14 protein-coding genes are annotated in these 18832 nt (G+C 72.6%); 7 read left to right on the plus strand and 7 right to left on the minus strand.

Annotated features, from left to right (window positions below; all coding sequences use genetic code 11):
• Window positions 1–12: 12 nt before the first annotated feature.
• The 3 genes from ABT057_RS41005 to ABT057_RS41015 all read left to right on the plus strand — a co-directional run bounded on the left by ABT057_RS41005 (window position 13) and on the right by ABT057_RS41015 (window position 6005).
• Window positions 13–507: a flavin reductase family protein gene (locus ABT057_RS41005; RefSeq protein WP_352349045.1), complete on the plus strand. Its 495-nt coding sequence runs from the start codon at window positions 13–15 to the stop codon at window positions 505–507.
• A gap of 351 nt (window positions 508–858) precedes the next feature.
• Window positions 859–2178: an MFS transporter gene (locus tag ABT057_RS41010; RefSeq protein WP_352349046.1), complete on the plus strand. Its 1320-nt coding sequence runs from the start codon at window positions 859–861 to the stop codon at window positions 2176–2178.
• Window positions 2179–2693: 515 nt separating this feature from the next.
• Window positions 2694–6005 carry an AfsR/SARP family transcriptional regulator gene (locus ABT057_RS41015; RefSeq protein WP_352349075.1) on the plus strand — a complete coding sequence of 1104 codons (3312 nt, stop codon included), beginning with the start codon at window positions 2694–2696 and terminating at the stop codon, window positions 6003–6005.
• Between the two features lie 70 nt (window positions 6006–6075).
• Here the strand turns inward: ABT057_RS41015 and ABT057_RS41025 are convergent, their stop codons facing one another.
• From ABT057_RS41025 to ABT057_RS41040, 3 genes are all read right to left on the minus strand, one after another.
• The gene (locus ABT057_RS41025) at window positions 6076–9105 is read right to left on the minus strand and encodes an AAA family ATPase (protein ID WP_352349047.1); all 3030 of its coding nucleotides are present in this window, start codon (window positions 9103–9105) and stop codon (window positions 6076–6078) included.
• Window positions 9102–10265, minus strand: coding sequence for an exonuclease SbcCD subunit D (locus ABT057_RS41030; RefSeq protein ID WP_352349048.1), 1164 nt, complete (start codon window positions 10263–10265; stop codon window positions 9102–9104). The genes ABT057_RS41025 and ABT057_RS41030 overlap by 4 nt, the downstream gene beginning before the upstream one ends.
• 235 nt (window positions 10266–10500) lie before the next feature.
• Window positions 10501–11607 (minus strand): S8 family peptidase, encoded by a 1107-nt coding sequence (locus ABT057_RS41040; protein ID WP_352349049.1) that lies wholly within the window; start codon window positions 11605–11607, stop codon window positions 10501–10503.
• Between the two features lie 264 nt (window positions 11608–11871).
• On the opposite strand from ABT057_RS41040, the gene ABT057_RS41045 reads away from it, so the two are divergent.
• Window positions 11872–12681 carry a class I SAM-dependent methyltransferase gene (locus ABT057_RS41045; RefSeq protein ID WP_352349050.1) on the plus strand — a complete coding sequence of 270 codons (810 nt, stop codon included), beginning with the start codon at window positions 11872–11874 and terminating at the stop codon, window positions 12679–12681.
• Here ABT057_RS41045 and ABT057_RS41050 read toward each other — a convergent pair.
• Complete coding sequence (locus ABT057_RS41050) at window positions 12666–13292, minus strand: YigZ family protein (RefSeq protein ID WP_352349051.1); 627 nt, start codon at window positions 13290–13292, stop codon at window positions 12666–12668. The two genes, ABT057_RS41045 and ABT057_RS41050, sit on opposite strands and share 16 nt — an antisense overlap.
• A 54-nt stretch (window positions 13293–13346) precedes the next feature.
• Between ABT057_RS41050 and ABT057_RS41055 the strand changes: the two genes are divergently transcribed.
• Window positions 13347–15299, plus strand: coding sequence for an APC family permease (locus ABT057_RS41055; protein WP_352349052.1), 1953 nt, complete (start codon window positions 13347–13349; stop codon window positions 15297–15299).
• Between the two features lie 7 nt (window positions 15300–15306).
• Here ABT057_RS41055 and ABT057_RS41060 read toward each other — a convergent pair whose 3' ends face one another.
• Together ABT057_RS41060 and ABT057_RS41065 are read right to left on the minus strand one after the other, a co-directional pair.
• Window positions 15307–15846 (minus strand): SixA phosphatase family protein, encoded by a 540-nt coding sequence (locus tag ABT057_RS41060; protein WP_352349053.1) that lies wholly within the window; start codon window positions 15844–15846, stop codon window positions 15307–15309.
• The gene (locus ABT057_RS41065) at window positions 15843–16631 is read right to left on the minus strand and encodes a hypothetical protein (RefSeq protein ID WP_352349054.1); all 789 of its coding nucleotides are present in this window, start codon (window positions 16629–16631) and stop codon (window positions 15843–15845) included. Before ABT057_RS41065 ends, ABT057_RS41060 begins: the two co-directional genes overlap by 4 nt.
• Window positions 16632–16745: 114 nt before the next feature.
• On the opposite strand from ABT057_RS41065, the gene ABT057_RS41070 reads away from it, so the two are divergent.
• Both ABT057_RS41070 and ABT057_RS41075 read left to right on the plus strand, forming a co-directional pair.
• Entirely contained in the window at window positions 16746–17153 is a 408-nt protein-coding gene (locus tag ABT057_RS41070) for a CoA-binding protein (protein ID WP_352349055.1), read from the plus strand.
• A gap of 92 nt (window positions 17154–17245) precedes the next feature.
• Window positions 17246–18457: a 4-hydroxybenzoate 3-monooxygenase gene (locus ABT057_RS41075; protein WP_352349056.1), complete on the plus strand. Its 1212-nt coding sequence runs from the start codon at window positions 17246–17248 to the stop codon at window positions 18455–18457.
• Between the two features lies 1 nt (window position 18458).
• Here the strand turns inward: ABT057_RS41075 and ABT057_RS41080 are convergent, their stop codons facing one another.
• Window positions 18459–18821, minus strand: coding sequence for an ArsR/SmtB family transcription factor (locus ABT057_RS41080; protein ID WP_352349057.1), 363 nt, complete (start codon window positions 18819–18821; stop codon window positions 18459–18461).
• Between the last annotated feature and the right edge of the window lie 11 nt (window positions 18822–18832).

Here is an 18832-nt window from a genome sequence, read left to right on the forward strand (position 1 = left end):
GAAAGGAGCGCGATGAAGACCGAGGACTGCGTACCAAGCCATCTGAGCGTCTCCGCCGAGGACTACCGTCATGCAATCTCTCGACTGCCGACCGGTGTCACTGTCGTCACCACGATCGGACCTGTCGGGTGTACTGCCAACGCGGTCATGTCCCTGTCCGTGGATCCACCCAGTGTGCTTCTGTCCCTGACCACCGCAAGCCAGACACTGGCTCACATTCGATCAGAAGGGCGCTTCGCGGTGAACGTCCTGTCCTGGGCGGATCGACGACTGGTGGCGCAGTTCGCCACGGGCACCCCGGCGGAGCGGTTCGCGGGTGTGCCCTGGCATCGGGTGAGCGGCGTGCCCGTACTGACACAGGCTTCGGTCACTGTGGTCTGCACCGTCCGGGAAACCGTGTCACTCCTGGACCACACACTGATCGCAGGCACTGCGGAGTGGACCCAGGTCAACGACACACCGGCGACAGTCCTGTACGGGAATGAGCAGTACGCCGTCGGACCCTGAGCGTGCCTCCATGCGCACCGCGGTGGTGGCTCGATGGAGAGCTCTTGTTCCTGTCCCTGAACCGAGTTCTGACAGAATGCCAGCCGGCCCAGGAGGTTGCGGAGCCTTCGAGGTCTCCGAAGGCTGCAGTCGAGTGGCGACTTCGAAAGCCGGGGCCGCCGCGAACACTTCGAGTCGGGTGGCCCCATGGCCATGGTGCCCGCGTAGTCAGCCGACAGCCTGGGGACGAAGACGCCGGAGGTGGGGAATGGCATGACCGTCGACGACATCGGCGTGCTGTTTCCCCGCGAGCTCTTGGCAGTTCCGTGAAACCCCATGACTCAGAAAGCAGGGCCGCCCATGCCCATACCCATGCCAAAATCGTTGAGCACGCTTCGGGAGCGCCCCTACCGACTCCTGTGGACCGCGCGCAGCATCTCCGCCATGGGCAATGCCCTGATACCGGTGACAGTGGTCTTCGCCATCTTACGCTCAGGCGGCAGCGCCCTGGATGTCGGCACGGTGCTGACCTGCCACGCGGTCGGCCAGGTGGTGATGCTGCCGGTGGGCGGGGTCTGGGCGGACCGGCTGTCCCGCAAGCAGGTGCTGATGGCGAGCGACGCCATCCAGGCGGTCTGCTACGGCCTGCTCGCCATGATGATATTCCTGGACCGGGCAGCGGTTTGGCAGTTCGCCGTCACCTACACGATCGCCGGCATGGCCATGGCCTTCTTCACCCCGGCATCCAGGGCCGTCGTACCCGAGCTCGTCGGCGCTGAGCATCTTCAACCGGCGAACGCACTGCTCGGCCTGACCGACAGCACCACCAAGGTGCTCGGCCCGGCCCTCGCCGCGCTGCTGCTGGCGGTCTCCAGTCCGGGCACCGCGATCCTCATCAACGCCATCAGCTTCCTGCTGAGCTTCGTGCTGGTTTCCCGCATGGACCTGCGCAGGCAGGCGCAGCGGTCCGAGAAGCAGCACTTCTTCGCAGACCTGCGCGACGGCTGGCTGGCGGTGGCCCAGCGCCGCTGGTATCTGGCCAACCTGCTCTGCTGGGGCGTGTGGAACTTCGCGATAGCGTTCTTCTTCGTCCTGGGCCCGGTCGTGATGCAGCACGGCCACGGCGGAGCCACCGCCTGGAGCGTGATCATGATCACCGGTTCGGTGGGCTCCATCATCGGCGGGCTGGCCGCGCTGCACTACCGGCCGCGCCGCCCCTTGGTCACCGCGAACGCGGCCGCGGTGCTCGGCATCGGCCCGCTGGCTCTGCTCGCTCCCCCCGCCCCGATCTTCGTCATCGCTCTCGGCGTGGCCGTGGCCTTCATCATGACCTCGCTCGTCGGCGAGATTCTGGCGACCACGCAACAGCAGCTCTTCCCCGAGGAGATGCAGGCCCGCGTCAGCTCGCTGGACTGGATGATCTCGTTGATCGCCATGCCCGCCGGCTACGCCGCCGCCGCTCCGGTCGCCGAGTTCCTCGGGATGCGCACGACCCTGCTGGCCGCCGCGGCCCTCATCGGCACACCGTGCCTGCTGCTGAACCTGCTGCCGGGCGTGCGTTCGGTCCAGCGCTTCCCCGACGGCACCATCGGCATCGCCGGCGAGCGGGACGGCACTGGGCCCCTCTCCGAAGCCGCATCGGTTCCCTCTCTGAAGGTCGCGACCGAAACGCCCGGTTCACCGGGTCGGTGAACCGGCCCGTTGCCGCGCCGCCCTTGGCTTCCGACCATTCGTAGGTTGTCGAGGGCCGCTCGGGCGGGTGCGTTCCGTGTGATGCGGTGCGGGCCGGCCAGGACGTCGGGCGGCTTTCCTCGGCCCGGCCCCATCGAGCACTCCCCCGCGCGGGGCCGGTCCAGGAACGGCCGTCCGGGGCGTGCGCGCGGGATTCGCGGTTCTCGCGAATCCCGTAGCCGCTCGAGCCCGATGTCTCGCAACCCATCCCCGTATCCACAGGTTCCGCAATGCAGCCGAGGCCCTGTCGAAGTGCCCTCATGCATATGCCATGCGTCCGCAATGCGGCACCCATACGGGGCTCGACCGGAAGTGGATCAGCATGCAATGGTGGCTTTGCACACGCAGGCGAACCGGAGCTGACGACGCATGCCGGGCGCGCGGTCGGCGACCCCGGCGGCAGTCCCGGCTTACGGGGGTTACTGACGGCTATGCGCTACACATTACTCGGACCGGTCGGGATGGACTTCGAGGACATGCCGCTGGCGGTGAAGCGTCCGCGGTGCCGGGCCGTCTTAGCCTACCTACTGTTGCACGCCAACCACGTGGTCTCCACGCGGCAGCTGATCGACGCGCTGTGGGGCGGCTCAGAGCCGCAGACGGCCCGCTCTCAGATCCAGGCCGACATCGCGGCGCTGCGCCGGGTGTGCCGCGATGCCGGAGCCAAGATCCCGGTCGAGAGCCGGGCCCCCGGCTATTCGATCGCCGTCGACGACGGCGAGCTCGACCTGGACGTCTTTCGCAGCGGCATGGCCCGGGCCCGCCAGGAGGCCGCGCGCGGTGACAGCCGCTCGGCGGTGCGCCTGATCCGCAAAGCGCTCGCGCTGTGGCAGGGCATGCCGCTGGCCGACATCGCTGTCAGCTACGCCGAGTCCGCGCAGACCCAGCTGACGAGCCTGCGCCTGACAGCCTATGAGGATCTGGCCGACCTGGAGATCGGCGAAGGGCACCACGGCGCACTCATCGACGACCTGATGCCGCTGGTCGCTGCGCACCCTCTCAACGAGAACCTGCGGGTGAAGCTGATGCTCGCGCTGTACCTCTCGGGCCGTCAGACCGCGGCGCTGGAGCAGGCGCGCGAGCTGCGCTCGCTGCTGGCCGAGCAGCAAGGGCTCACCCCGGGCCGCAAGTTCACCGACATGGAGCAGGCGATCCTGCACGCCGATCCCTCGCTGGACGCCCTGGCGCCGAATCCGTCGGCCGAGACGCCGCACACGATCTCCGAGTGCGAGCCGGCCCCCGTACCCGACGCCCCGTTGGACAGCGTGCTCCCCGATGCCCCGGCCGCGCCCTCGGCACCGCCGGTGCCTATGCAGTTGCCGTCGACGCCACAGCTGGTGGGTCGGCGGGAACTGCTCGACCAGCTCGACGACTTCCTGGCCGGAAGCCTGTCCGGCGAAGGAGTCCCGGGCACGGTCGCGGTGGTCGGCCCCGCCGGCGTCGGCAAGACGACGCTGGCCGTGCACTGGGGCCGGTCGATGGCCGACCGCTTCCCCGACGGCCAGCTCTACATCAACCTGCACGGCCACGACACACAGCGCGCGATGACCCCGACGCGGACGATCGCCCGCGCGCTGCGCTCGCTGGGGCTGCCCCGGGACGCCATCCCGGCCGAGGCCGACGAACTCATCGACCTGTACCGTTCGACGGTCGCCGACAAGCGCCTGCTGGTGCTGCTCGACAACGCCCGGTCGGTCGACCAGGTCCGCCCGCTGCTGACCACCGGGCCGGGCTCGGCGACCCTGATCACCAGCCGTTTCCGGCTGACCGGCCTGGTCGTGCGGGACGGGGCTCGTCAGGTGGCGGTCGGACCGATGTCGCCGCAGGAGGCCGAGCAGCTGCTCGAGCGCATGCTCGGCGCCGAGCGTCTGCGCGCCGAGCCGGGCGCGGTCCACGACCTGGCCGAGGCATGCGGGCGGATACCGCTGGCGCTGAGCATCGCGGCGGCCAACATCGCCAACCATCCGCTGGCGTCGATCGCCGACCACATCAGGGACTTGCTCGACGGCAACCGCCTGGCCGCACTCCAGACTCCCGGCGACAGCGACAGCACGATGCAGACCGTCCTCGGACAGTCCTACGACGCTCTGGACCCTGACACCCGCCACCTGTTCCGGCGGCTCGGACTCTCCCAGGGCCCTGACTTCACGGTCGCGGCGGCCGCGGTACTGGCCGGCCTGAGCCAGGCCGAAGCCGGCCGCCTGGTGGACCGCCTGCTGGACGCCCACCTGATCGGCCAATCGGCGGCGGACCGCTTCACCCTCCACGACCTGACCCGCCTGTATGCGCGAGCACGCGCCGAGGCCGAGGACTCCGGGCCCGACCGCGAGACGGCACGCTGCCGCCTGACCGACTGGTACCTGGAGCGCACCCTTGCGGCGCAGGCGCTGGCCTTCCCCGGGTACGCCCGCCTGTCCGGCGCGGAGCACTCCCCCGACGCGGACTTCGACACCACGGCCGAGGCGCTGGCCTGGTTCGACAACGAGATCCCGAACCTGATCGCGGCCCTGCACGACGACCCGATCGGCACCCACACCTGGCGGATCGCCGACGGCCTTCGCCCCTACTTCGCCACCCGGATGAACGTCGGCGACTGGATCGACGCCGCCAACGCCGCCATCACGGCCGCCGAGCGCATGGGCAACGCCGAAGCCCGGTTCAGCGGGTGGTACAGCCTCGCGCACGCGAACCTGAGCGTGAACGACTACCCGAAGGCGATGAGAAGCTTCAAGACGGCCCTGTCGATCGCGCGCGCCATCGACCACCGCCACGGCATCGACGGCTGCGAGAACTTCATCGCGCAGATCCTGATCTTCACCGGGCACCTCGACGAGGCGGCCGGCCGCCTGGAGTCGGTGATGCCCGCGACACCGTCGGCCCACAGCGCTTCCAGCACGGTGGTCACCCTCTCGCGGCTCGGCGAGGTGTACTTCGAGTTGGGCCGCCTGGCCGACTCGCTGCGCGTCCGGTTCCAGGCACTGGAACTGGCCGCAAAGGCCGGCGCACGACACCAGGAGCCGTACGTCCTGGTCAATCTGGCCATCGTGAAGCACGCCCTGGGAGAGGTGGAGGAGGCGGGCGCCCTGTACACCCGAGCCCTGGTCGTCCTCGGGGAGTTCGGCGACACGGACCTGGAGTCGGCGGCCCGGAGCGAGCTGGCGACGGTCCACCTGGACGCCGGACGGCCGGAGGCGGCGCGCGAGTGCGCGGAGAACGCGTGGTGCCTGGCGCAGGGCCTCAAGGCGCCTCGCTGGAGCTGGCTGGCACGCAGCGTCCTGGCGACGGTCAACCGGGATCTGGAGGAACATCTGTCGGCGGTCGTCCTGGCGGACGAGTCGGGAAACCCGGGCTGGCACAGCCGAGCCCTGGTGGCGACCGCGGCCACGGCCGAGGTCCTGGGGCGGCCCGACGCCGCGCGTGACTACGCCTATCAGGCACTGCAACTGGCGGTGACCCACCGCTACCGCCTGTCCGAGGCCGACAGCCTGCTGATCCTGGCCCGGACGCAGACACCGGGCAGCCCCGAAGCCCACGACTACGCGCGCCGCGCGCTGGCCCTCCACCGGCGGACCGGACGCCGCCTGGGCGAGCAACAGGCGCGAGCGCTGCTGGAGGAGTGGGGAACAGCCGAGGCGGCCGCACGAGTGACCCGCCTGATCCCGATTCCCTCCCGGCAGGCGCCTCTCCCCGTCTGCGTCGGGGTTCCGCGGCAGCGGGCCATCGGCCGGAGAGCGACCGAAGTGGTGCCGCCCGCCGTGGAGATCGGGCCCGGAACGATGGAGCAATGATCGCCACTGTCGTACGCACGGCCTTGGTCGGCAGGATCGGCACGCCGGGGTCGGTCACGACGGGCGTCGTCTACTCCTCGCCGCTCCCCCGGCGCCCGCTCGGTCGGTGGCCCCGCTGCCGCACCACCGACCCGGACCGGCCCTTGACGATCTCCAGCTGGGCGTGGATGCGCCGGCGCAGGTCGGCGACATGGCTGACGATGCCCACGCTGCGGTCGCGTTCGCGCAGGGAGTCGAGGACGTCGAGGACCTCGTCCAGGGTCTGGTCGTCGAGGCTGCCGAACCCCTCGTCGATGAAGAGGGTGTCGAGCCGGACCCCGCCCGCCTCGTCGGTGACCACGTCGGCGAGGCCGAGGGCGAGGGCGAGCGAGGCGAAGAAGGTCTCGCCGCCCGAGAGCGTCGCGGTGTCCCGCTCGCGCCCCGTCCAGGCGTCGACGACATGCAGCCCGAGTCCGCTGCGGCCGCGTCCGGCCCGGTCGTCGGAGTGGACGAGGGTGTAGCGGCCGGAGGACATGCGCTGCAGCCGTACGGTCGCGGCGGCGGCCACCTGTTCGAGGCGGGCGGCGAGGACGTACGCCTCCAGGCGCATCCTGCGCTCGTTGTCGGCCGAGGTGCCCGCGGTGAGACCGGCGAGGCGGGCCACCCGGTCGTACTCGTCGCGCAGGGGAGCGAGCCGCCGTACGCCGTCGGCCGCGCGCGCGGAGAGCTCGTCGAGTTCCGCGCAGCGGCGGACGGCCGCGTCCTCGGCGGAGGCGGCCCGGCGCAGCCGCTCGGCGGCCCGGGCGGCGGTCTGCTCGGCCGCCGCCACCTCGGCGGGCGGCCGCCGGGCTGCGGCCACCGTGTCGGGTTCGGCGAGGACGGCCCGTACGGCGGCCTCCTCGGACTGCCAGGCGTCCAGGCGCCGTTGCAGCTCACGGTGGGCGGTGTCGTCGAGGAGGGCGTCGGCGGCGGCCTGCGGGGTGTCGAAGCCGGCCCGGAAGGCGGCCTCGTCCAGACGCCCGTCGGCGGCCTTGAGGCGCTCGGCGCTCTCCTCGACGGCGCGCGCGCCGTCGGCGGCGTCGGTGAGGAGGGCGGCCTGCCGCTCCAGCTGGGCGGCGCGTGCGGCGACGCTCGGCGCGGAGCCCCGGGCCCGCGCCAACTCCTCTTCCAGCGCGGCCCGTTCACTCTCCAGCCGCTCACGGTGTCCGCCCCGCGAGGCGACCCGGCCGGCGGCCTCCCGCTGGGCTGCGGTGCGACGCTCGTGCTCCTGCTCGGCGTGGCGCAACTCCTCGCGCGCGAGGTGCAGTCCGGAGGCGTCCCGCCGCGCCTGCGCGTGGCTCCGCTCCAGTTCCTCCGCCTCGGCGGCGAGCCGGTCCGCCGGGGCGTCGCCCGCCTCGGCGGAGGCGGCGGCGAGGGCCTCCCGTACGACACCCAGCTCGCGTTCGTCCCTGGCGTGCCGTTCCTCGGCCCGCTGGTGCTCCGTCTGCGCGCTCTCCTCGGCCTCGCGGCCGACGTGACCGGCGTCCTTGCGGGCCGGGGCGGGGTGCTCGGTGGCCCCGCAGACCGCGCAGGCCTCGCCGTCCTTCAGGGTGGCGGCCAGTTCGGCGGCGATGCCGTCGAGGCGCTGTTCCTTGACGTCGAGCCAGCGCGCCCGGGCCGTCTGCGCGCGCTCGCCGGAGGCGAGAGCGGTGTGCCGGGCGGCCTCGAGATCGCGGGTGAGCCGGTCGCGGCGGAGGGCGGCGTCCAGGCGCCGCTGCGCGGGCTCGCGCCGCTCGGCGAGCTGTTCGGCGCGGGCGGCGGCCTCCTGGGCGGACTCGATACGACTCCGCAGTCCCGCGCGCAGGGTGTCCCACTCGGCGAGCCAGCCCTCGCTGTCCGCGAGGACGTCGTCGTCGGCTCGTTCCTGCCGGTCCAGGTCGGCGCGCTCGGCGGTGAGTTCGGCGAGCCGGTGCTCACCGCGCCGGGCCGACTCGAGACCGCCCAGCTCCTCGGCGGCCCTGCGCGCGGCGGCGACGAGCCCGGCGGCCCCGGCGTCCGCGAACCGCTCCGGCAGCAGCGCACGCGCCCGTGCCTCGGCGTCGGCCGCCGCGCGGTGCTCGGCCTCGGCGTCCTCCCGCAGCTTCAGCGCCGGCGCCACCGCCTCCGCCTTGCGCCCCCGCTCCATCCGCGCCTGCGCCTCCCGGTGCGCCCCGGCCCGCTCCTCCAGCAGCCCGGCCCGCTCCCGCGCCTCCCCGAACCGCCGCTGCAACCGGTCGAGTTCGCGTACGGCGTCCAAGGCGCGCTGGGCGGCCGCCTGCGCGGACTCGGCGGCGAGGCGGCCGCACTCGGCAACCGTGAGCCGCTCGCGCGCGGCGGCGCGGGCCAGGGCGGCGGCGGTCAGCACCGCCTCGGCGAGGCCCGGCTCGCCCGGTGTCAGCTCGGGCAGCTCCATGGCGTCCCCGGCGGCCTGTTGCATCCGGTGCGCGTCGGCGAGCAGCGCGGCGTCGCCCTCACGCACGCGTGCCTCGGTCGTACGGCGCCGCTCGGAGAGCCGCTTCTCCACGTCGGCGAACCGCTGGGTGTCGAAGAGCCGGCCGAGCAGCCGGCCGCGCGCCTCGGCGTCGGCGCGCAGAAAGCGCGCGAATTCGCCCTGGGGCAACAGCACGACCTGGCAGAACTGCTCGCGGCTCATGCCGAGCAGCTGGGTGATCTCCTCGCCGATCTCCTGGTGGGAGCGGCTGAGGTCCTTCCAGACGCCGGCGGTGGCGTCGTACTCGCGCAGCCAGGTCTGGGCCTTCTCGACCGTCGTACCGCTGCCCCGCTTCTTGGGGCGTTCGTGCGGTGGCTGCCGGGTGATCTCCAACCGCCGTCCGGCGACGGTGAGTTCGAGGGTGACCTCGGTGCGGGTGCCGGGTGCCGCATGGTCGCTGCGCAGGGTGAGCCCCTGGCCCGGGGCGGTCTGGCGGGCGCCGGGGACGGAGCCGTAGAGCGCGTAACAGACGGCGTCGAGGACGGAGGTCTTGCCGGCGCCCGTCGGCCCGTGCAGCAGGAAGAGGCCGGCGGCGGACAGGTCGTCGAAGTCGACGCTCTGGGAGCCGCCGAAGGGGCCGAACGCGGTCAGATCGAGCCGGTGCAGCCTCACCGTGCGACCTCCTTCACGGCGGCGTCCGCGCGGACCGAGTCGAAGGCGTCCCTCAGCACCCGGCGCTCGCGGTCGTCGGGCCCCGCCCCCCGGACATGGGCGACGAAGTCCTCGGCGATCTCCTGGTCGCTGCGGCCGGCGAGCCGCAGGGCGTAGGACGCCTCGGGGTCGTCCGGGGCGCGCTCGGGGGCGAAGACGAGGCTGAGGGTGTGCGGGAAGCGGTCGGTGAGCCGGGCCATGGGGTCCGCGGGGCGGACCGTGTCGGTGAGGGTCGCCTCGACCCACGCGTCCTCGTGCGGCGCGAGCGCGGGGTCGGCGAGCAGGTCCTCCAGGGTCCCGGAGATCCGGGCGAGGGCACGCGGCACCGGGCAGTCGATCCGCTCGGCGGTGACGGCCCCCGCCGCGTCGAGGTCGACCAGCCACATGGTCTTGCGATGGCCGCTCTCCGAGAAGGAGTACGGCAGCGGCGAGCCGGAGTAGCGGACGCGTTCGGTGAGGGTCTGGGAGCCGTGCAGATGACCCAGTGCCACATAGTCGACGCCGTCGAAGACTCCGGCGGGGACGGAGGCCACCCCTCCGACGGTGATGTCCCGCTCGCTGTCGCTGGGTTCGCCGCCGGTGACGAAGGCATGCGCGAGGACGACGGAACGGGTGCCCGGGGCGCGGGTCGCGAGATCGGCGCGGACCCGGTCCATGGCGGCGGCGAGCACGGCCTCGTGGCCGGCCTTCTCCACGCCGAACTCGTCCTTCACCAGGGCGGGTTCGAGATAGGGCAGCCCGTAGAAGGCGATGTCGCCGTGGGAGTCGGCGAGCACCACCGGGGTGCCGGCCGCCGAGGGGTCGGTCCGCAGATGGATACCCGCCCGCCCGATCAGTCCCGCGCCCACGCCGAGCCGGCGGGCCGAGTCGTGGTTGCCGGAGATCATCACCGTCGGGACGCCGAGGTCGGCGAGCCGGTGCAGGGCGTCGTCGAACAGTTCCACGGCGGCGAGCGGCGGCACCGCCCGGTCGTACACGTCCCCCGACACGACGACCGCGTCGACCTCGCGCTCGCGTACGGTTCTGACGAGATGACCGATGAACCCGGCCTGCGCGCCGAGCATGTTCACTCGGTGGAACGACCGGCCGAGATGCCAGTCGGACGTGTGCAGCAATCTCATCAAATCGCCCCGACCTGCACGTTTACCCCTACTGCGGCTCTGAAACCAGCACGAACCAGCACGGGGCTCGCCGTCAACTCTCGCCACGCTAACGCATATGGCCCCCTGATCCACCACTCACACCCTGACTGCGGCAGGCGCCCCAGCCGGTGACTGTGCTGCGGCACGAGGGCGCGGATCCGGCCCGCAGGGGCCGGCCGTGGAGCCTCACGCTCGCACTCACGGCCGGGGCGGGTCAGAGGCCGCCGGTGTTGAGCAGCCGGTTGGGCGTGTCGGAGCGGACGCCGCGCACGACACGACGGGTGGCCGTGTGGTCGAGCCAGACGTGGACCTCGTCGGCCGTGGCGTGGGGGTGTGCCGACAGGTACAGCGCGATCACGCCGGTCGCGTGCGGTGCGGCCCAGGACGTCGCCCCGCCGTTCTCCGTGACCGTGCCGCCGCCGGCGAGGGCGGAGGTCACCTTCTGGCCGGGGGCGTACAGGTCCACGCACCGTCCGTAACCCGATCCGTAGGAGCCGCCGTCGCTCCACGCGCGGTCGTTCGAGGTGGAGGCCGCCACGACGATCGTGCCGGGGACGCCGGCCGGGGAGTGCTTGCAGGCGTCGTCGTGGAAGTTGCCGGCCGACACCACGGTCGGGATGCCTGCGTCGACCATCTTCTTCACGGCGGACTCCAGGGCCGCCGACCGGTGGTCGAGGTTGAGCGACATGTTCACCACCGCGGGCTTCTGCGCGTGCGCGGTGACCCACTTGACCGACTTCACCAGGGCCGCCTCGGCCGCCGCCGCGGAACCGCCGCCCCCGCTCTCGCACAGGACGCCCTGGACCCGTACGAGATCCGCCTTGGGTGCCACCCCGTACTTCGCCCCGCCGATGATGCCGGCGACGAACGTGCCGTGGCCGGTCCCCTCCTCGCTGAAGCAGTCACCGGAGTCCTTCGGGCCCACGAAGTCGGCGCCGAGGTGGGCGCGTCCGCCGAACTCCTTGTGGGCGATGTCCATCCCGGTGTCGATCACATAGACGTGAACGCCCTTGCCCGTCGCGGTGGTGGTGAGCTTCCCGTTCAGGGGCCGCGACCGCTGGTCCAGGATGTCCAGGTTCCACGGCACGTGCCGGGTGACGGGCGCCGCCGCGGCCTGCGCGACCACGGACGGCTTCCCCCCGGCGCCGAGCGACGTCGTCGCCGAGCCGGACGACACCCCGTCCTCGGACGGCGCCACGGACTCCCCGTGCGCGGAGCGCGTCCCGCCGCTCTTCCCGGCCGCAGCGCCGGCTTCCCCGCCGCAGGCCGAGGCCCCGAGCACCGTCACCATGGCCACGGCCATGAGACCGGCCTTTGTCACGTTCCGCGTCACAACGTCCCCCACATCCCGGTTCGCACACAGTCAGCGCACAAGACGACCACAGGGGGCGGGCGGTTCCGGCGGGGCGTGCGGGAGACCGGTTCACGACCTCTCCTGCGGCCGTCGAAGGCCGGCCGCTCGCGGCCCCTGGCGGCCTGCGGCTGGAGTGGGTCGTCGAGGCGCATGACGTCCTTGTCACGCCGGACGGAGCGGCCCCGGCAAAACCGTTGGACAACCCGGCCGCTCCTGGCGATCGTTGGCGGAATGGATCAGGAGCAGATCTGGGACACCGAGGCCGCTCGGCGCTACGACTCACCTGGCACGGGGATGTTCGCGCCCGAGGTGCTGGGGCCGACCGTGGACAGGCTCGCCGCGCTCGCGGGTGACGGACCGGCCCTGGAGTTCGCCGTCGGCACCGGGCGTGTGGCGATCCCGCTCGCCGGGCGCGGGGTGCCCGTCACCGGGATCGAGCTGTCCCGGCCGATGATCGCCCGGCTGCGGGAGAAGGCCGACGACACGACGGTCCCGGTGGTCTTCGGCGACATGGCGACCGCCACCGCGCCCGGGAAGTACGCGCTGGTCTACCTCGTCTACAACACGATCGCCAACCTGCTCACCCAGGCCGAACAGGTGGAGTGCTTCCGCAACGCGGCCCGCCATCTCGCCCCCGGCGGCCGGTTCGTGATCGAGCTGTGGGTGCCCGAGCTGCGCAGGCTCCCGCCGGGCGCACCGGCGACGGTCTGGCATTCCGAGCCCGGCTACATCGGCCTGGACACCTACGACGTGCTGCGTCAGCACGTCGTGTCGCACCACTTCCGGTTCGCCGAGGAGGGCCGCGAAGCCCGGCTGGACCGCACCCCGCACCGCTACATCTGGCCGGCCGAGCTCGATCTGATGGGCCGGCTGGCCGGGTTCGAGCTGGAGAGCAGGCACGCGGACTGGACGGAGGCCGAGTTCACCGCCGAGTCGCGTTCGCACGTGTCGGTCTACCGTCTCCCGACGGACGACCGGCGTTCGACCGACCTGCGGACGGCCGGCGGAGGGCAGGCGGACGGCTTTCAGGCGTCGCCGTAGGACTCCCCGCCCAGTTCGAAGCCGGCCGTCCCCGCCGTGGCGTCCGCGAGCCAGGCGCGGAAGGCGTCCACGTCGGCGTCCGGGAGGGCGATGTCGAGGGCGACCTCCTCGCCGTAGCGGACGTCCCGCACCTCGCGGCCGGTGGAGCGCAGGTCGTTCTGCACCTTGCCGGCCCGCTGGTGGTCGACGGTGACCGTGGCGAGGCGGAAGCGGCGGCGGGTGAGCGTACCGACGGTGTCCAGTGCCTCGCCGACCGCGCCGCCGTAGGCCCGGATGAGCCCGCCCGCACCGAGCTTGACACCGCCGTAGTAGCGGGTGACGACGGCGACGACGTAGCGCATGTCGCGGCGCAGCAGCATCTGAAGCATGGGGACCCCGGCGGTGCCGCCGGGTTCGCCGTCGTCACTGGCCTTCTGGACGGAGGCGTCGGCGCCGATGACGTAGGCCCAGCAGTTGTGGGTGGCGTCGGTGTGCTCCTTGCGGACGGACGCGATGAAGTCCTGGGCCTCCCGCTCGGTGCCCGCCGGGGCGAGAGCGCACAGGAAACGGGAGCGGTTGACCTCGGTCTCGTGCACGCCCGCGCGGGCGACGGTGCGGTACTCGTCCTGCATCCGGTCAGCCTATGCGGTGGTGAGGGTGCCGCCATCCGGGGTAGTCAAGATCCGATGAACGAGCAGAGCGCGGGTCCGCGGTCGTCCCGCTGGCGGGCCTGGCTGCTGGAGGGACTCAGTGAGCAGACCGCCCGGCATCCCGGTCCGCATGCCGCCCCACGGGTCGAGCACGCGGGCCACCGCTGGTGGCGGGTGATGTGCCTGACCGGTGTGGACTACTTCTCCACGCTCGGCTACCAGCCGGGCATCGCCGCCCTCGCCGCCGGTCTGCTCTCGCCGCTCGCCACGCTGGTGCTGATCGGGCTGACGCTGCTGGGCGCGCTGCCGGTGTACCGCAGGGTGGCGCACGAGAGCCCGCACGGCGAGGGCTCGATCGCGATGCTGGAACGGCTCCTGTCCTGGTGGTCGGGGAAGATCCTGGTGCTGGTGCTGCTGGGGTTCGCGGCCACCGACTTCATGATCACGATCACCTTGTCGTCGGCGGACGCGGCCGCGCACGTCGTGGAGAACCCGTTCGCCCCGCACTGGACGGCCGACGGCAACGAGTGGATCACGCTGGTGCTGGTCGGCGCGCTGGCCGCGGTGTTCCTGAGGGGTTTCCGGGACGCCATCGGGATCGCGGTGGTGCTGGTGGCGACCTATCTCACGCTCAACCTGGTGGTGCTCGCCGTCTCCGCCGTGGAGATCCTCACGCATCCCGTGCGGATCGGGGACTGGACCGACGCGATGACCGCCGAGCACTCCTCGCCGTGGGCCATGATCGGGGTGGCGCTGCTGGTCTTCCCGAAGCTGGCGCTCGGCATGTCCGGCTTCGAGACGGGTGTGGCCGTGATGCCGCAGGTCAAGGGCGATCCGACGGACACCTACGAGGAGCCTCACGGCCGGATCCGGGACACCCGCAGGCTGCTCACCGCGGCCGCGTCGATCATGAGCTGTTTCCTGCTGCTGTCCAGTCTGGCGACGACGATCCTGATCCCGCAGGACGACTTCAAGAGCGGCGGGCCGGCCAACGGCCGGGCACTGGCCTATCTCGCGCACGAACATCTGGGGCAGGTCTTCGGCACGGTCTACGACCTCTCGACGATCACCATCCTGTGGTTCGCGGGCGCCTCCGCGCTCGCCGGTCTGCTGAACCTCGTCCCGCGCTATCTCCCCCGCTACGGCATGGCACCCGAGTGGACGCGCGCCGTGCGCCCGCTCGTGCTGGTGTTCACGGCGGCCGCCGTCCTCATCACCCTGTGGTTCCACGCGAACGTCGACGCGCAGAGCGGGGCCTACGCCACCGGGGTGCTGGTGCTGATGCTGTCGGCGTCCTTCGCCTCCACGGTCGCCGTGCACCGGCACGGACACCGCCGGGCCACCCTCGGCTTCGGCGCGATCACCGCGGTCTTCGCGTACACGCTGGTCGCGAACGTCGTCGAACGCCCCGACGGCATCAAGATCGCGTCGATCTTCATCCTCGCCATCCTGGTCACGTCCTTCGCCTCGCGTGTCCACCGCTCCTTCGAGCTGCGCACGGCCGAGGTCGTCCTCGACGACGCGGCGGCCCGGTTCGTCGACGAGGCGGCCGGACACGGGCCGGTGCGGCTCATCGCGAACGAGCCACAGGAGCACAGCACACGGGCGTACCGGGCGAAGGAGGGGGAGCAGCGCGAGCACACCCCGATCGCGGGCGGTGGGCCGGTGCTGTTCCTGGAGGTGTTCGTGCGGGACTCCTCGGACTTCGCGGCGGACGTCAGTGTGCACGGCGACGAGAAGCACGGCGTCCGCCGGCTGCGTGTGTCGGGCCCGACCGTGCCCAACACCATCGCCGCCGTCCTGCTGGCGCTGCGCGACCGCACCGGCGAGGTCCCGCACGCCTACTTCAGCTGGACGGAGGGCAGCCCGGTGAGCCAGCTGATCCGTTTCCTGGTCTTCGGCGAGGGCGAGGTGGCCCCGGTCACCCGTGAGGTGCTGCGGCGGGCGGAGGCGGACCCGGACCGGCGGCCGCGGGTGCACGTCGGCTGAGGCCGGCTCAGCCTCCCTTTTCGCCCCTCGGCACGATCATCGCGATCAGCAGGGCGCCGCCGGGCCTCAGGGACCGCCAGGTGGGCCCGTGCCAGGCCAGCACGGCGATCGCCGAGGTCGGGAACTTCCGCCGCACCTCGTCCAACGAGCCTTCGAGGGCGTCTCCCGCCAACGCCAGGACGAGTTCCTCCAGGCCCGGGTTGTGGGCGACCAGCAGCAGCGTCTCGGCCTCGGCGGGCGTCTCCCGTACGACCGCCAGGAGGTCGGGTACGCCGGCCGCGTACAGCCTCCGGTCGAAACGGACCGGTGGCGGCGTGCCCCACTCGGCTGAGGCCAGGTCCCAGGTCTGGCGGGCGCGTACGGCGGTGGAGCACAGGGCGAGGTCGGGGAGGCAGTCGGCCTCGGCGAGGGCGCGGCCCGCGGCGGGGGCGTCCCGGCGGCCGCGCGACGCCAGGGGCCGCTGGTGGTCGGGCACTCCCTCGGGCCAGGCGGACTTGGCGTGCCGCAGGATCACCAGCCGGCGCAGCGGCGCCGCCTGCCCGCTCACGCCGGGGCTCCCACGTCGCGGGTGAGCTCGAGACCGAGGAGGCGGTCCGCGTAGGCGTACGTCTCGAAGCGGGCACCGTCGGGAAGCTCCGGCCCGGCGTCCTCCGCCCACCGCAGCACCCGCAGCATCTCGGGTACGTCCAGGTCGTCCTCCCAGGCGTTCCGGAGCCGGCCGCGGACCTCGTCCGGGACGGGCCGCGAGGGCCGCCGCGCCCAGCCGGCGACGGCTCCCCGCCAGCGTACGAGGGTTTCGTGCGCCTCGCTCAGCAGCGCCGCCTCGAGGTGGACGGGCTCGGTACGCGGCCGGGAGAGCAGCGCGAGGCGCAGCACGGAGGGGTCGGCGGGCAGGGCGGGGCGCGGCACGGCGGGACCGGTGGGCGCCGCGCCCGGGGGCCGCGGCCCGTCGGGGTCCGAAGGGCCGGCCGACCCGGTCACCGGGGCCACCGCGACCCGCACTCCGTCGGGGGCGGGTGCCCCCTCCCCCACCACGTGCAGCACCTGCGCCTCGCCCACCCCGGCACCGAGATCCTGGCCGTCCTCGAAGGGGTGCATACCGAGGGCGGCGGCGCCGGCCCGGAGTTCCGCCTGCTGCCGTTCGCCGGTCAGCAGCGCCCACACGGGTGTGCCACCGAGCTCCAGCGCCCGTACGAGGACGTCGGTGACGAGGAGGACGCGGAGCGCGCCGGTGCCGTACCCCGAGGCGTGCGCCTGGACCCTGGTGAGACCACGGCGAACGGGGGCGGCGACGACGGCTTCGCCGGTTCGGGCGTCGATGATGCGCAGCACGGGTCGAGCCTAGGCGGGTGACCGGGGGTTTGCAGGCAGGGTACGGAATCCACGGCGACCGCGGGGTGTTGCAGCACAGGACAGAGCAGGTCCACACCCCCCGGGAGGCACACGGTGTACGGCGACGAGGCAACGATCCGCAGGATCCTCACCGGGCTGGGAGACACCTGGGCCGTGGTGGGCCTTTCGACGAACCGGGGGCGGGCCGCGTACGGGGTCGCCGAGGTGCTGAAGCGGTACGGCAAGCGGGTCGTGCCGGTCCATCCCAAGGCGGAGACGGTGCACGGCGAGCAGGGCTACGCCTCCCTCGCGGACATCCCCTTCGAGGTGGACGTCGTCGACGTCTTCGTGAACAGCGACCTCGCGGGTGCCGTGGCCGACGAGGCCGTGGCCAAGGGGGCGAAGGCGGTGTGGTTCCAGCTCGGCGTCGTCGACGAGGCGGCCTACGAGCGGACCCGCGCGGCCGGCCTGGAGATGGTCATGGACCGCTGCCCGGCGATCGAGATTCCCCGACTGGGCTGATTCACAGGGATCGCGCGGAGCCGTCGAGGAGGCCGCGGTGGTGGACGCCCCGGCCGGCCGGCCGCCGCCGCGGGGGCACCCATAATGTCCGGGTGACCACCAACTCCCCTTCCTCCCGGCACACTCCGGTCGTGATCGTCGGTGCGGGGCCCGCCGGGCTCACCGTCGGCAACATCCTGCGGGCCGCGTCGGTCGACTGCGTCGTCCTGGAGACGGAGAGCCGCGCGTCCATCGAGCAGCGGCCGCGTGCCGGGGTCGTCGAGGAGTGGGCCGTGCGCGGTCTGCAGCAACGCGGCCTGGCCGACAACCTGTTGGCGCGGGCCCAGCGCCACACGGCCTGCGAGTTCCGCTTCGGCGGCGAGCGCTACCGCTTCCCCTACAGTGAGCTGACGGGCCGTCATCACTGGGTGTACCCACAGCCGTTGCTGGTGACGGATCTGGTCCACGAGTACGTCGACGTGCGCGGCGGCGACGCCCGCTTCTCCGTGCGCGACGTCGAGCTGCGCGACCTGACGTCGGCCCGCCCCTCGGTGTCGTACACCTGCCCCGACACCGGTGAACGGCGGCTGCTGGACTGCGATTTCGTGGTCGGCGCAGACGGAGCGCGCGGGGTGAGCCGGGCCGCGCCGCCGCCGGAGCACGCACGGATCGCACGCCACGACTACGGCATCGGCTGGCTGGCGCTGCTCGCCGAGGCGCCGCCGTCCTCCGACTGCGTGGTGTTCGGCGTCCATGGAAACGGGTTCGCCGGACACATGGCCCGCAGTCCCGAGGTGACCCGGTACTACCTCCAGTGCCCGCCGGGCGACGACCCCGAGAACTGGCCCGACGACCGCGTCTGGTCCGAGCTGCACCTGCGCCTCGCGGGCGGCGCGGACGCCCCGGCGCTCACCGAGGGGCCGCTCGTCGAGAAGCGCGTGCTGGACATGCACGACTACGTGGTCGAGCCGATGACGTACGGGCGGCTGTTCCTGGCCGGCGACTCGGCCCACCTGGTGGCGCCGATCGCCGCGAAGGGCATGAACCTCGCCCTGCACGACGCCTTCCTGCTGGGCGACGCGCTGGTGGCGTACCTGGACGGCGGGGACGGCGACGGTCTGGACGGCTACTCGGAGGCGTGTCTGCGCCGGGTGTGGGACTACCAGGAGTTCTCACAGTGGCTGTCGGAGGTGTACCACGGCACGGCCGCGGGCGACCCGTTCCGCGCGGGCACGACCTTCGCCCGGCTGCGCCGCCTGTTCACCTCGCCCGCCGCCGCGGCCGCTTTCGCGGAGCAGTACCTGGGGACCGCCGAGCACTACTGATTCAGTCGTCGTGCACCGGCTGGTCGCCGAGCCGGTGGTCGGCGACGTTCAGCGCCTCGTCCACCAGGCGGCGCAGATGGCCGTCGGAGAGGGAGTAGATCACCCGGCGGCCCTCCTTCCGGGTGTTCACCAGGCCGGCCAGCCGTAGTCGCGCCAGATGCTGGCTGACCGCAGGACGGGCCGCACCGCACGCTTCCGTCAGGGTGGTCACATCGGCCTCGCCCGAGGTCAGGGCATGCAGCAGGGTGAGCCGGGTGCGGTCGCCGAGCAGCGCGAGGAGCTCGGCGGCGAGCGCGAACTGCTCCTCGCCGGGGGTGCGCGGGTGCACATGGTGCGCAGGTGACAGGTGCATGCGTGCGCTCATACGCACATAAT

Source organism: Streptomyces sp. NPDC002588 (assembly GCF_040295925.1).
Taxonomy (GTDB): Bacteria; Actinomycetota; Actinomycetes; order Streptomycetales; family Streptomycetaceae; genus Streptomyces.